The organism is Candidatus Electronema sp. JC (assembly GCF_048287365.2).
Classification (GTDB): domain Bacteria; phylum Desulfobacterota; class Desulfobulbia; order Desulfobulbales; family Desulfobulbaceae; genus Electronema.
In genome coordinates, this window is record NZ_JBLWEM020000030.1 from 15,738 (window position 1) to 29,215 (window position 13,478).

Annotated in this window: 14 protein-coding genes and 1 pseudogene; 6 read left to right on the forward strand and 9 right to left on the reverse strand. The window is 60.0% G+C overall.

Going from position 1 to position 13,478, the window contains the following annotated elements:
* Positions 1 to 103: 103 nt before the first annotated feature.
* Together ACNKH3_RS04865 and ACNKH3_RS04870 are read right to left on the reverse strand one after the other, a co-directional pair.
* Complete coding sequence (locus ACNKH3_RS04865; RefSeq protein ID WP_420208442.1) at positions 104 to 3,901, reverse strand: CBS domain-containing protein; 3,798 nt, start codon at positions 3,899 to 3,901, stop codon at positions 104 to 106.
* A 109-nt stretch (positions 3,902 to 4,010) separates the two neighbouring features.
* Positions 4,011 to 4,358, reverse strand: a complete 348-nt coding sequence (locus ACNKH3_RS04870; RefSeq protein WP_417917190.1) for a DUF5329 family protein — start codon at positions 4,356 to 4,358, stop codon at positions 4,011 to 4,013.
* 184 nt (positions 4,359 to 4,542) lie between these two features.
* On the opposite strand from ACNKH3_RS04870, the gene hisF reads away from it, so the two are divergent.
* Positions 4,543 to 6,117: an imidazole glycerol phosphate synthase subunit HisF gene (gene hisF / locus ACNKH3_RS04875; RefSeq protein WP_417917191.1), complete on the forward strand. Its 1,575-nt coding sequence runs from the start codon at positions 4,543 to 4,545 to the stop codon at positions 6,115 to 6,117.
* Here hisF and ACNKH3_RS04880 read toward each other — a convergent pair.
* Together ACNKH3_RS04880 and ACNKH3_RS04885 are read right to left on the reverse strand one after the other, a co-directional pair.
* Complete coding sequence (locus tag ACNKH3_RS04880; protein ID WP_420208443.1) at positions 6,074 to 7,369, reverse strand: GGDEF domain-containing protein; 1,296 nt, start codon at positions 7,367 to 7,369, stop codon at positions 6,074 to 6,076. The genes hisF and ACNKH3_RS04880 overlap by 44 nt on opposite strands.
* 223 nt (positions 7,370 to 7,592) lie before the next feature.
* Complete coding sequence (locus ACNKH3_RS04885; protein WP_420208444.1) at positions 7,593 to 7,715, reverse strand: hypothetical protein; 123 nt, start codon at positions 7,713 to 7,715, stop codon at positions 7,593 to 7,595.
* Here ACNKH3_RS04885 and ACNKH3_RS04890 point away from each other — a divergent pair.
* The 5 genes and pseudogenes from ACNKH3_RS04890 to ACNKH3_RS04910 form a co-directional block, all read left to right on the forward strand.
* The gene (locus ACNKH3_RS04890) at positions 7,704 to 7,982 is read left to right on the forward strand and encodes a FeoA family protein (protein ID WP_420208445.1); all 279 of its coding nucleotides are present in this window, start codon (positions 7,704 to 7,706) and stop codon (positions 7,980 to 7,982) included. The two genes, ACNKH3_RS04885 and ACNKH3_RS04890, sit on opposite strands and share 12 nt — an antisense overlap.
* A 149-nt stretch (positions 7,983 to 8,131) precedes the next feature.
* Complete coding sequence (locus ACNKH3_RS04895) at positions 8,132 to 8,620, forward strand: metal-dependent transcriptional regulator (protein WP_420208446.1); 489 nt, start codon at positions 8,132 to 8,134, stop codon at positions 8,618 to 8,620.
* 15 nt (positions 8,621 to 8,635) lie between these two features.
* A complete protein-coding gene (locus tag ACNKH3_RS04900; RefSeq protein WP_420208447.1) occupies positions 8,636 to 8,791 on the forward strand; it encodes a FeoB-associated Cys-rich membrane protein in 156 nt (51 codons plus the stop codon).
* Positions 8,788 to 10,926, forward strand: a complete 2,139-nt coding sequence (gene feoB, locus ACNKH3_RS04905; protein ID WP_420208448.1) for a ferrous iron transport protein B — start codon at positions 8,788 to 8,790, stop codon at positions 10,924 to 10,926. Before ACNKH3_RS04900 ends, feoB begins: the two co-directional genes overlap by 4 nt.
* Positions 10,927 to 11,214: 288 nt before the next feature.
* A pseudogene (locus ACNKH3_RS04910) lies at positions 11,215 to 11,480 on the forward strand (transposase family protein); the annotation flags it as partial.
* 142 nt (positions 11,481 to 11,622) lie between these two features.
* Here ACNKH3_RS04910 and ACNKH3_RS04915 read toward each other — a convergent pair.
* The 5 genes from ACNKH3_RS04915 to ACNKH3_RS04935 form a co-directional block, all read right to left on the reverse strand.
* Entirely contained in the window at positions 11,623 to 11,790 is a 168-nt protein-coding gene (locus ACNKH3_RS04915; RefSeq protein WP_420208449.1) for a hypothetical protein, read from the reverse strand.
* 82 nt (positions 11,791 to 11,872) lie between these two features.
* Positions 11,873 to 12,283 (reverse strand): type II toxin-antitoxin system VapC family toxin, encoded by a 411-nt coding sequence (locus ACNKH3_RS04920; protein ID WP_420208450.1) that lies wholly within the window; start codon positions 12,281 to 12,283, stop codon positions 11,873 to 11,875.
* The gene (locus ACNKH3_RS04925) at positions 12,283 to 12,564 is read right to left on the reverse strand and encodes a type II toxin-antitoxin system VapB family antitoxin (RefSeq protein ID WP_420208451.1); all 282 of its coding nucleotides are present in this window, start codon (positions 12,562 to 12,564) and stop codon (positions 12,283 to 12,285) included. The genes ACNKH3_RS04920 and ACNKH3_RS04925 overlap by 1 nt, the downstream gene beginning before the upstream one ends.
* Entirely contained in the window at positions 12,554 to 12,814 is a 261-nt protein-coding gene (locus ACNKH3_RS04930; protein WP_420208452.1) for a type II toxin-antitoxin system Phd/YefM family antitoxin, read from the reverse strand. The genes ACNKH3_RS04925 and ACNKH3_RS04930 overlap by 11 nt, the downstream gene beginning before the upstream one ends.
* A gap of 162 nt (positions 12,815 to 12,976) precedes the next feature.
* Entirely contained in the window at positions 12,977 to 13,312 is a 336-nt protein-coding gene (locus tag ACNKH3_RS04935; protein ID WP_420208453.1) for a protease inhibitor I42 family protein, read from the reverse strand.
* Between the last annotated feature and the right edge of the window lie 166 nt (positions 13,313 to 13,478).

Here is a 13,478-nt window from a genome sequence, read left to right on the forward strand (position 1 = left end):
TGGCGGGCCGCCTCGCCGCCGCTCTGTGACTCACGTTCCGTGCCGCCGCGTCCAGGCTGAGACAAAAGGCGTTGCAAGACCTTTTGCATATATTGTCAAGCAATTATGGCTTGCGCAAGAGTTCTGGTTTCGGGAAAACCGCCAGCGCGGCTTCAAAATCAAATTGCTCCACCGGGCCTTGCAGGGCGGCCAGCCGCTGCCGCAGCTCCGGTTCATGCCGGGTCATGCGCAGCAGCTCGTGCAGGGTCTCAGCACTTCCTGCGTCATAGTCGCGCAGCCGCTGCTCCAGCAGGCGAAGCGCATCCTGTATCTGCGCCGGGCTGGCCTTGGCCGCCGTTTTTTTCGCCTGCTCCTCCGGCGGCGGCAGATTGCGCAGCAGAAGCATGACCACCTTATCCAGCTGCTTTTCCGTCTCGCCCAGCAGCAGCTCCAACGGCAGGCTTCGGCGTATGGCTTCCTCCAGCTGCCGGGCGGTTTCCTGCAAAGCCTCCGCGCCGACAGCCCCTGCCATCCCTTTCAGGCTGTGGGCAAGCCGCTCCGCCTCTTTCCGCCCGCCGGAAGTCAACAGCCTGCGGACATCCCGCGCTGTCTCCCGTTGGTCTTTGGCAAAGCTGCGCAGCACGTTGAGATAAACCCGCTGATTGCCGCCCAGACGCTCCAGCGCGGCCCGGCTGTTGATGCCGCAGAGGCGCGGCAGCCTGACCGCCGGGGCAGTCTCGCGCGGCCTGCGGGGAATAATAATCTGCCGCCGACCTGGCTTGATCCAGCGGCAGAGGGCGGCCAGCAGCTGCCTGCGGTCAACCGGCTTGGGAATATGATCGTTCATGCCGACAGCCCGGCACTGCTCGCGGTCGTGGCGCATGGCGTTGGCGCTCATCGCCACCACCGGCAGGCTGTCGTAATCCCGCTGGCTGCGGATCGCCGCTGTGGCCTGATAACCGTCCAGCACCGGCATCTGCAAGTCCATCAGAACGAGGTCATATTTGCCCGGCTGGAGCAGATCAAGCGCTTCCTGGCCGTTCTCAGCCAGATCAACAATAAAGCACTCTTGCGAGAGCAGCTCCACCGCCACCTGCTGGTTGATCTTGTTGTCCTCCACCAGCAGGATCCGCGCCCCGCGTATGCTGTCTAACACGGCGGGATCCGGGCCGCCCTGCTCGGCCTGCTCCCGGTAGGCGGCCAGCTCCTCCGCCGAGGAGAGCGGCAGCGGCAAGGTGAAGATGAAGGAGCTGCCCTCGCCCGGCGCGCTGATCAGCCGGATGCTGCCGTCCATCATCTCCACCAGCTGGCGGGTGATAGCCAGCCCAAGACCAGTGCCGCCGTAGAGCCGGGTGGTGCTGCTGTCTGACTGGACAAAGGGCTTGAACAGCTCCTCCTGCTGCTCCTGGCTGATGCCGATGCCGGTGTCGTGGACGGTGAAAGCCACTGGCGAGCAGCCGGGCTGGGCGTGCAGGCCGGGACGGACTTCAATGCTGATCTCGCCCTCTTTGGTGAACTTGAAGGCGTTGCCGACCAGATTGAGCAGAATTTGCTTTATCCGCAGCGGATCGCCGAGCAGATGCCGGGGAATCTCTGGGTCAATCTCGACGCGCAGGGGAATGTCTTTCTGCTGGCTGTGAATGGCCATCAGCGAGCTGATCTGGCCGAGCAGCTCATGCAGATCAAAGGGGATGGACTCCAGCTCCAGCCGGTGGGCCTCGATCTTCGAGAGGTCGAGGATGTCGTTGAGCAGGCCGAGGAGCGATTGGGCAGACTGATTGACTTTTTCCAGATAATCGGTCTGCTGAGGATTCAGCTCAGTGCGGAGAGCCAGCTCGGTCAGGCCGATGATGCCGTTCATCGGCGTGCGGATCTCATGGCTCATGTTAGCGAGAAAATCGCTCTTGGCCTGATTGGCCTTCTCAGCCTGCGTCCGCGCCTCGGCCAAGTTGCGCTCGGCGGCCCGCTGCTCGGTGATGTCCTCGCTGATGCCAAGCAGCCAGGCCGGGCGGCCCTGTTCGTCAAGAATCGGGGCCTTGCTGGTGCGGAGCAGGCGGCGGCCCTGCGCCGTGCTGATCTCCTCCTCGGAGATGTCCACGGCGCGGCCGCTGGCCAAGAGGCGGCGGTCAGCAGCCATGCGGGCCTCCGCCTCAGCGGGCGGACACAGCTCCGCGTCCGATCTGCCGAGGAAGTCGGCGGCGGGCCTGCCGGTCAGCAGTTCGCCGGCCCGGTTGAGGCGGACATAGCGCAGCTCCTTCGCGTCCTTGACAAAGAGCATGGAAGGGATGGTCTCAATCACCGAGTCGAGGAAGCGGTGCTGGGCTTGCAGCTCCAGCTCGGCCTTCTTGCGCTGGGTAATGTCCTGCACCAAGCCGAGCATGTTCAGCGGCTCGCCGTACTCGTCGCGCACCACGTCGCCCTGCTCGTGCAGCCAGCGGACGCTGCCGTCCGGCCAGACCACGCGGTATTCGATGTCATACTCCGCCCGCCGCTCCAGACAGGCTTGCGCCGCCGCCTCGACCCGCTCGCGGTCGTCAGGATGCACACTGCTGAGGAACGCGCTCCGGCTGCTTTTCGCCGCGCTTGGCGGTTGACCGAAGAGAGCCGGGCAATTGCCGCTCCAGTGCAGCTCGCCGCTCTCGATCTGCCAGTCCCAGCTGCCCGCGTTGGCAAATTCCTGGCTGCGGCGGAGCCGCTCCTCGCTGCGCTGGAGGGCCAGCTCCGCCTCCCGGCGGCGGGTGACATCCTGGCCCATGAGCATGAAGCCCACGGTCTCGCCGCCCGTGTCGTGAATGGCCGAGACCCGCATCTCGAAATGCTTGACCCGCCCCTGCTCCTGCCGCTGAATGCTGTACTGGTAGAAGCCCTTCTCGCGGACGATGCGCACCGCGTTGTCGAGCCGTTCTGGCGGGATCTGATGGAGGACGTGAAACTCATGCACTGTCCTGCCGATCACCTCTTCCGTCTTGTAGCCGTAGATGCGGCCCGCTGTCGGGTTGAAGTAGAGGACGCGCAGCTTGAGGTCTGTGGCCGCGATGCCGGTGTCCGGGGCCGACTCCAGCAGGGCGTGCAGGATGGCCTGATCGCTGAGGGCCTTACGGGTCTCGCGCAGCTGCCGCTCCTGCTCGTGGATGATCTCCCGCAGCAACCGCGAGTATTTGCTTTGCAAACCCTTGAGCAGGTCGGTTTCCGTGAGGATGCCGACGAGCAGCCCTGCATCGTTGACGATGACTAAGCGGCGGATTTTTTGCAGGCGGAGGATGTTGACCACGTCCGGCAGCGAGGTCTGCTCGGAGACGGCGCAGACCGGCTGGCTCATCACCGCCTCCAGGCGGGTGTGGTAGAAGTCCAGCCGCTGGAGGCTGAGGCGGATCACGTCGCGCTCGGTGAGAATTCCTGCGGGCCGCCCCTGCTCGGCCACCGGCACGCAGCTGATGCAGTGGCGGTGCATCAGCTCCAGCGCGGCATGAACCGAGTCCTGCGGGCTGAGGGTGATCAGCTCGCGCGAGACCAGCTCCTTGACCGTGCTCAGATCAACGAAATACTCCAGCCCCAAGGAATGGAGAAAATTGCTTTCCGTGACCATGCCCAAGGCGCGGCCGGCCTGATCCACCACAACTAAATGCCGCGCCCGCGAGACCACCATGAGCTGGAAGGCCTCGCGGTAGTCCATCTCCGGCGGCGCGGTGAGCAGCGGGCTGCCAGTCATCAGGATCTGACCCGTCAGCTCGGCATGGAGGCGGTCCTGGGCCGCGCTGCGGGTGATGTCGCGCTCCGTCACCAGCCCTGCCGGGCGGCCTGTCTCGTCGGCCAGCACCACGGCGGAGACCCGCCGCTGCGCCATCAGCTCCAGCAGGACAGGCAGCGGGGTCTCCGGCTTGGCGGTGATCACCGGAGCGGTCATCAGCTGTGCAAGGTTCATGATCGGCAAAGTATAATCCAACCGCCGCGCTGCGGCAAGCAAAGCCTGTCCGCCGCCGGAGCCGGAGCGGAAGAAGAAGGAGATTTTGCGGAAAACGGAGGCTGGGCTGTCACCGCCCCCGGATGCGCCGCAGCTCGCCTGTCAGCCAATCGGCGCAGCGGATGACCGGGCCGCCTTGACACTGCACGGTGTAGGGCGCACCGCTGAGACTGCTCTGGCTTGCCGCAGCTCGGATGAAATCTTCAGCGGAATGAACCAGCCCCTTGCCCAGCGCGGCCTCATATTTTCTGCGGATATGCGCCGCCGCCTCGCTTGAGCTGTGCCACGCGCCGTTGCGGTTGAACTGGCAGGATGAGGTCTCAACAAAACTGATCAGCCGGGAGATCTCCGGGGAAAGCTGCTGGGCAGGGGCGGAGAGCGGCAGAAGCAGCGAAAGGACGGTCAGCAGTATCTTCATGGCTTGAAAAAATTCGCAAGGTTCATGGTCGGCAAAGTATAATCGAACCGCCGCGCTGCGGCAAGCGGCGCATGGCCGGAAGGGCGCAGGGGCTGCCGCATTTCCCCTTGACTTGTTCCGCAAACCTTTCTACAACTCCGGCGGCACTATTCTACATTCTTTCTCTGCGAGGTGAAACTTCCTTATGATCACTCTGCTTGATTATGGCGCGGGCAATGTGCGCTCGGTGATAAACGCGCTGGAGCGGCTGGGCGGAAGCGTGACGCAGGTCAGCTCGCCAGCCGACATTGACCGGGCCGAACGGCTGGTTTTTCCTGGTGTGGGCAACTTCGGGGCCATGATGCGCAGCCTGAGGGCGCAGGGGCTGGTGGAGCCGCTACTGCGGCATTTGCGCAGCGGCAAGCCCTTCTTCGGCATCTGCATCGCCTTGCAGGCTCTCTTCGAGTCGAGCGAGGAGGCACCGGAAGAAGCGGGGCTCGGCTTTCTGCCGGGCCGGGTGCGCCGCTTCCGTACTGAGCTGCCAGTGCCGCACATCGGCTGGAACGGCATCCGTGCCGCGCAGCCCTCGCGCCTCTTCCACGGCCTGAGTGGGCAGGAAAAGTTCTACTTTGTTCATTCCTACCACGTCGAGCCGGAGAGCAGTGCCGACGCGCTGACCTACACCGATTACGGCTGCGAGTTTGTCAGCGCGATTCAGCGTGGCAACGTCATCGCCACGCAGTTTCACCCAGAGAAGAGCGGCAAGGCGGGGCTGAAGCTGCTGGAGAATTTCCTCAGCAGCACGCAGGAGGCGGTGGAGCTGCGCACCTGTCCGCAGCCGACCAAGCTGGCCGCCCGGATCATCGCCTGCCTTGATGTGCGCTCCAACGAGCAGGGCGATCTGGTTGTGACCAAGGGCGACCAGTACGACGTGCGAGAGCAGGGCCAAGTGCGCAATCTCGGCAAGCCGGTCGCGCTGGCGCAGGACTACTACGAGCAGGGCGCGGACGAGATCACCTTCCTCAACATCACCGCCTTCCGGGCTTTTCCTCTGGAAGACATGCCGATGCTGGATGTGCTGCGCGAGACCTCGAAGCAGGTCTTCGTGCCCCTGACCATCGGCGGCGGCATCCGCGATTTCACCGATCAGAACGGGAAGTTCCACTCCGCGCTGGACGTGGCTTCAGAGTATTTCCGCTCCGGTGCGGACAAGGTTTCCATCGGCTCGGACGCAGTGCTGATCGTTGAGCAGGTCCTGGCGGCGGGCAAGAGCAACGGCCTCAGCTCCATTGAGCAGATTGCGCGGGTCTATGGCAGCCAAGCCGTAGTGATTTCCGTCGATCCGCGCCGGGTGTACGTGCGCAGCCCGGAGGAGACGAAGCATCCGGTGATCGAGACTGCCTTCCCCGGCCCGAATGGCGAGTGCTTCTGCTGGTATCAGTGCACAGTCAGGGGCGGGCGCGAGGGGCGCGATTTAGACGCGGTGACGCTGGCCAAGGTCTGCGAGCAGCTTGGCGCGGGGGAAATCCTGCTCAACTGCATTGACCGCGACGGCACCAATACGGGCTTTGATCTGGAGCTGGTGCGGGCAGTAAAGGCGGCGGTGCGCATTCCGGTCATTGCCTCCAGCGGCGCAGGCTGCGCCCGGCATTTTTTGGAGGTCTTCCAGCAGACCGGCGCGGACGCGGCCCTTGCCGCTGGCATCTTCCATCGCAAGGAAGTGCCAGTCAGCGCGGTCAAGGACTGCTTGCGCGGGAAGATCGAGGTTCGGGAAAGCTGACTGGCTCAGGCTCCGCCGCCGGGCTGTTCTCATGCTCGTTTTCGTCGCTGAAGATGGTGCAGCGGTTCTTGCCGAGGTCTTTGCTCTGATAGAGGGCGCGGTCAGCTTTCTTCATGATCTCGGTGAGATCGTCGCCATGCCCCGGAAAGCAGGCGATGCCGCAGCTCACCGTGATCCGCACCGAGTGCCCCTCGTAAACCAAGGGCGCGTCCTCGATCCGGCGGCGGAGACGCTCCGCCACTCGCCAAGCGTCCTGGCAGGAGGTTTCCGGCAGGAAGGCGACAAACTCGTCGCCGCCGAAGCGGGCCAACATGTCCTCCTCGCGCAGCTCTGAACGCATGGTCTCGGAGATGAAGACGATCAGCATCGTGCCCGCGTGGTGGCCGAACATGTCGTTGACCGCCTTGAGGCTGTCCGCGTCGATCATCAGGACGGAAAATTTGCCCGCTCTGGTAAAGGTGCGCTGGTACTCGCGCTGCATGAAAATCAGCAGCATTTTCATGTTCCAAAGGCCGGTGAGCTGGTCGGTGCGAGAGAGCTGGCGGATTTTTTCCTTCGTCACTTCCGATTCCTCCGCCGCCAGCGAGACCGCCCAGGCCAGCAGCCAGATCAGGGAAAGCCGGATCAGCGGCCCGGAAAGATATTCCGCGTCCACCTTGAGGGCGGCGAGGCTGCCGGAAAAGGCGTTGCGGTCAGCGGCGGCCAGCAGCAGCATGCAGACTGTGACCACGCCCGCCTGCTGATAGGCGGTCTTGGGGCCGAGCATGATCCCGGTCAGCATGATGCAGAGGAAAAAAAGAGACTGAAAGGGGCTGGAGAGAAAGCCGGTCTGCCAGATCAGGACAGCGGTGAAAAGCAGCATGGCCCAGGTGTTCAGGGCGAGATGCCACGGCTCGCGGTGATGCTCCTGCCAGACAAAGCGGGCGGCGAGCGCGAAGAGGCCGAAGACGGCCATCGCGCTGTTCAGCAGCCATGGCTGAAGCACCTGCGCGCAGGGCAGCCGGGTGCTGAGGAAGGTCAGCGCGAGCAGGAGGAGCTGGATGCGCGACAGCATCTTTTGATGCGCGCCCCGCTCCTCGCGGTCAATCTCCTTGTGCTCGTCAATGGGTATCTGGCCAACTCGCTGCCCGCTCAGAAGGGAGTAGATAGGCGAGCTTTTTTCATAAGAAGAGATACGTTCCGCACCTGCTTTGACAAACAGGTCTTTCCCGGACAGTGCGGATTTTTCTTCGTCGGGCCTTGCTTCAGTCATGCCGTGTCTGTCCTGCCTCTGTGAGCGTCTGTCAGCGGAGGCTGATCCGCCGCCTGGCCTCTCAAGCGAGCGGTCTGCGCGCGGAACAAGACAGAATTCCGGCGGACAGCTCCTGACCGCATCTTTGTTTCGGGATGAGAAAAGTGAAAAATATCATGTCTGTTCCTGAAAAACAAGCTGAATTGTCAGCAAGGGCGCAGAAGGGCGGGAACAGTCTGCTTTTTTAGCAGACCGGGCCGGAGAGAAAAGCCTTGTCAATCCTGCTGGCAATATCTATCATTATCGTCAGACTGAAATTCTCACGCAGCTCAAGAACGTTCACGCAGGAGAGAGCATGTTCCTTCATTGTCTGTTCAGGAGAAAAAATACGGCGCAGGCCGGGGCGCGGCCCTTGTCCGAGTGCTGCGGCTGCAGCCGGGTCAAAGTCTGCCGGATCAGCGGCGACCGCAGCGTCTGCGGCAGAATGGCCAGCCTCGGCGTGCTGCCGGGCGCGGTGCTGGAGCCGCTTTGTCCGGGCCGAGGCCGCAGGCGGCGGTGCATGGTCAAAGTCAACGGCGGCACACTCAGCTTCGATGAGCTGACCGCAGCCAGCATTCTCGTCGAGCCGGCCTGACCCGCAGCATTTCTTTTTTTCTTCCAAAACCTTCCAGCCTCTTCCGCCGCCGCGTCCGTCATCGCGCTGAAAAAAGCTCTTGACGCTTTTCGTTGCGGCGCATATTTTTAGCTGCGCCTAACTTAATCAGTTCAGCCAAACACGCAGCGATGAAAGAAGACGGCCTGACTGCCAGCCAAGAAGATTATCTGGAGGCGATTTATCATATTTCCGCCGACAAAGCGGCGGCGCGGGCCAAGGACATCGCCGGCCATCTTGGCGTGCGGGCTTCCTCAGTCACCGGCGCGCTGCGGCTGCTCGGCAAGATGGGCTTGGTCAATTACGCGCCTTATGATCTGATCACCCTGACGGAGAAAGGCAGCGCGGCGGCGGCGGAAATTGTCCGGCGGCACAGCGCCTTGGAAAATTTTTTGATCAACGTGCTCGGCGTTGCGCAAAAAGAGGCGGACGAGGCCGCCTGCCGGATGGAGCATTCGATTTCCAAAGACATTGTCAGGCGTTTGGTCAAATATGCGGAACACGTGGAGAAATGCCCGAAGGGCGGAGTTGTCTGGGAGGCGGAGGGGGACGGCTGTCAGTGCCGCCGCGCCTGCGCCGAAGAGGACTGCGGCAGGGCAGTCGGCGCGCAGAAAACTTGAACTGGAGAGAATGTGATGGAGAATGTGCTGGTGATCCTGATTCTTCTTGTGGTCTGCTGCTTGATCGGCATCAGGCTGTTCAAATTCTTCCGCTCAGGGGGCTGCGGCGGCTGTTCCGGCTGCGCCAGCGGCAGCTGCGCCGCAGACAAAGCGGAGGAGAAAAAGAAGTGAAAGTGCCGTTCCTCCATGTCGCCTTGGCCGGCAATCCCAACGCCGGCAAGACCACGCTGTTCAACCATCTCACCGGCTCGCGGCAGCATGTCGGCAATTATCCCGGCGTGACGGTGGAGAAAAAGGAAGGTTTGCTCACGCACCGCGAAAGCCAGATGCGGGTGGTGGATCTGCCCGGCACCTACTCGCTCACCGCCTATTCGGTTGAAGAGCTGGTGGCCCGCGATTATTTAGTCAACGAGCGGCCCGATGTGGTGGTCAACATTGTGGACGCGGTCAATCTGGAGCGCAATCTCTATCTGACCTGCCAATTTTTAGAGCTGGGCGTGCCGTTAGTCATCGCCCTGAACATGGTGGACGCGGCGGAAAAGCGGGGCATCAGCATTGACACCGCCGAACTGAGCCGACTGCTCGGCGCGCCGGTGCTGCCGATAGTCGCCCGCAGCGGCCAAGGCGTGCAGGAGTTGCTGAATGCGGTCGTTGCGGTCAGCCAGCAGCAGGAGCATCCGCCGACCCTGCTCCGTTACGGCTCGGACATAGACCAAGCCCTGCGCGATTTTGTCCCGCTGATTGAGGAAAACAGCCTGCTGGCCGACCTCTACCCGCCCCGCTGGACCGCCCTGAAAATCCTTGAGAACGACGAGCAGATCATCAGCCGGGTGCTGCGGGCCGACGCGGTGCTGGGCCGCCAGCTGGTCAGCCGCAGCGAGAGCCTGAACAAGCACTTGCGCAACACCCTTGATGCATACCCAGAAGCGGTGATCGCCGACCACCGCTACGGCTTCATCAAGGCCCTGCTCCGCCAAGGCGTGGTGACGCGCACGTTTGACGAAGACCGGCTTTATGCCTCGGACAAAATTGATAAAATCGTCACCCACAGGCTGCTGGGGCCGCTGCTGATGGCCGCCATCCTCTTCGGCCTCTACAGCTTCACCTTCGGCCTGTCCGGCTTCTTCGTCGAATGCTTGGAGGGCGTTTTTGAAGCCCTCGGCGCGCTGGCGGACTCTGCCCTGCCGGACGGCCCGCTGAAATCCATGCTCATCGCTGGAGTGATTGACGGCGCGGGCGGGGTGCTGGGTTTTGTACCGATCATCATGTTCATGTTCTTCGGCATCGCGATCTTGGAGGACTCCGGCTATTTGGCCCGCGTGGCCTTCATGATGGACCGGATTTTTCACTTCTTCGGCCTGCACGGCTCCTCGGTCATGCCCTTCATCATTTCCGGCGGCATCGCGGGCGGCTGCGCTGTGCCGGGCGTGTTCGCGGCCCGCACCCTGCGCTCGCCTAAAGAACGGATGGCCACACTGCTGACCGTGCCCTTCATGAACTGCGGGGCCAAACTGCCGGTGCTGACGCTGGTCATCGGAGCCTTTTTCGCCGACCATCAGGCTCTCTACATGTTCGCGGCCACGGTGGCGAGCTGGACCATGGCCCTGCTGGCGGCCAAGTTCCTCCGCCTGACCGTGCTGCGCGGCGAATCCACGCCCTTTGTCATGGAGCTGCCGCCCTACCGTTTTCCCACACTGCGCGGCCTGCTCACGCACACTTGGGAGCGGACGTGGCAGTACATGAAAAAGGCGGGCACGATCATCCTCGGCATTTCCATCCTGCTTTGGGCGATGATGACCTATCCGAGCCTGCCAGCGGCGGAGGCGGAGAAATTCGCGGCCCGGCAGGCGGCCTCCAGCTCGGCAGAGTTGACGCAGCAGATTGAGCGCGAGCAGGCCGAGGCCGGACTGCGCCATTCCGTGGCCGGGCGCATCGGCATGACTTTGGAGCCGCTCAGTCAATGGGCCGGTTTTGACTGGCGGGCCAACATCGCCTTGGTCGGCGGCTTCGCGGCCAAGGAGGTCATCCTCTCCACCCTCGGCACCGCCTATTCCCTTGGCGAGACCAGCCCGGAAGAGGCGGCCCCGCTCAAGGAGCGGCTGAAGATCGACCCGCGCTGGACTCCGGCTTCAGCTTTAGCCTTCCTCGCCTTCATCATGTTCTACGCGCCCTGCTTCGTCACCGTCGTGGCCATCGCCAAAGAAAGCGGCTCGTGGAAATGGGCGGCCTTCTCTATCGGCTTCAACACCCTGATCGCCTACAGCTTGGCCGTGCTGATTTTTCAGGGCGGGCTGCTGCTGGCATGAAAAAAGCGGGGGCAGAAACCTCTGCCCCCGTGCGCGGGAATAAAATATAATAAAGGGCGGATCCATATGATGGCTCCGCCCAGTGTCAAGCCGACTGTGTGCTGTTTAGTAGCACTTCTGAAGCAAGTTTATCGCCTCGTTATAGCCGTAGCACAATAAATTGACTGCAAGCATGGTTGCTGAAAAATCTCATCTGTCGAACAGCCAATTTTTCTTCTGAGGGCCTTTGCTTGCGTCCATTTATGCTCTATGGGGTTCAAATCAGGTGCACTTATTACTTGAATCCTTCTTGCCGATGCCGGATATCAGGGGATTGCAAAAATTCACAAAAACAGCAAAACGCCGTTCAAGAAAAAAAGAACTGCCACCTGAGTGAAGAGGAGAAAGCTGAGAACAGAAAACTCTCAAAAAAGCGGATAAAGGTTGAACATATATTCAGAAAATTGAAAATATTCCGCATTCTCCGGGAGAAATACCGCAACGGAAGAAAAAGGTTCAGTCTAAGGTTCAATCTTATCGCTGCCTGCTGCAATCTTGCAGTAAGATCAGTTTAACAGGACTTATGTAAGAGGTCTATAGATAATCAAGAGCTGGAATCACCCGTTCGTGGCCAGTAAACGGAATGATCTTCGGCTGATGCGTGCCGACCGCGACGATGACGTAATCGTACTCGGCCTTGAGCTGCTCCATCTTCTCCTAGGTCATGCTCACGCCGAGATTAACATGAATCACCTCCTGCTTGAGGAAACGCTGCACCTCGATCTCCCAGACCGCCTTGGACAGCCGCTCCCACGGGATGGTCTGGGCCAGCTTGCCGCCGAGCTGATCGCCTTTTTCAAAAATATGGGCCTCAATGCCAGCCAAAGTAGCGCAGCAGCATCTCGCAGGCTTCCTCGTTCCTGCTTTCGCGGATCATCCGCAGCCGGTCTATGGTCGCGATGCAAGGCTATTTGATATTTTTTACTCTATCGTAGCAATAAATGTCTGTTTTGTTGAAATCTTCACCTTTGAACAACAATGGCTGCTCCAAAATCTTTGCCAATGCGTATGCAAAGCAATCGCCAAAATTCAATTGCGCCGGATGCCCTTGTCCTTTTCCATAGGTTCGATAGGCTTGGCGGGCTATTTCCGCTTGTTCAGCGGTTACGTTCATAATTTCTATCGCAGCTTTCTCCAGCAATAAATCAAACGCATGTTTACCGGCTGCACCTCTGCGGTTTTCAATGACAATAGAAGTCTCCACCAAGGATACCGCTGATAATAAACGCAGCCGCGCCTGTGCAATTGCCTCGCTGAACTGCGATGATTCCGGCTCGTCTTCTAAAATCGCAACGAGTGCTGAAGTGTCAATAACCATTATTCTGGCAAACCTTGCTCGTTATAACCAAGGATTTGATCTGGCGTGCGACTATCTAACAACGGCAGTGCCGCGCAATGCCTGCCAATAGCCAGCAGCTCCTCTTTTAAATTCTGACTGCTTGTGCTGACTGCTTTTTTTTGAGCAGAAGAATCCGTTTTATGATGCAGAAACGTCACAAAATGATCCAATTCTAACAGAGCATCAGGGGGCAGACTTTGGATGCCGCAAATAATATTTTTTAGTGAGGCAGCAGGTTGTTGCATTTTTCTACCTTCCATTGAAGTGTATCCAGCTTGATTCTGTCTCCCCATAAAAGGAGCTGATCACATCGGCGGGCGTTTCCGTGAAGTCGCCGCTTATTTTGATCTTGCCTTTGAACCGTCCGGGCCGCCGCTTCCGCTCTTTCTGATGAGGAATCAGCTCAAGATATGACTCGCCGTCTTGGGCGATGACAATCCGCTCGCCAGCCCATGCCCTTTTGCCGAGTGCTGAAAGCTGCGCCGCCGCTTCATGAAGAGGAACTTGCATTTTTTTGCTCCAAACAGTGAATCAATGCAGCGAGAGAGAGCCTAGTTTGGTTCCATGATAAAGGCTGTGGATGCTTTTTGCAACAGCACTGGGAAGACAGGAGCAGAACGGCCCTGAATCCGGCAAGGAATTCAGGCCGTTCACACTGTTACAGCCTGCAAATCAGTTAACTTTCACAGTCACCATGCGAACGTCAATTGCCTCCATTTCCCAAGGCCGCTTAAGATCAAATTGGAGTGTGTATTCTCCTTTCTTAAGTGCTTTGAGTCGAAACAACTGGATGCCTGAACTGCCAGGCCGACCGTCGCTTGCTGCTTCTTCCTCATAACCGCTTCCTAACAGCTGAATGCCGTCAGGATATGGCTCCTTTAATCCCCAGACATATCCAGTTGTTGGAGTCGCCTCAAGGCGGACTGTGAATTCTTCCTGCAAAGCAACCAGTAACATCAGGATCGGTAGCACAAAGTCATCTCCAATGAAGTGCAGATGGTGAGTCAACCCAGTTGATCTGTCATATTAAGCATAACCCAAGTTGTGACCTATAACTCTTGAAAAATCCATGCTTCCCCGCGTATGGTATACTTCTGCTGTCCAGCACGAATATAACCGCACACGGAGGAAGGCATGGAACTCGAAATTACAGCATTTTATTGTTTATGCGATG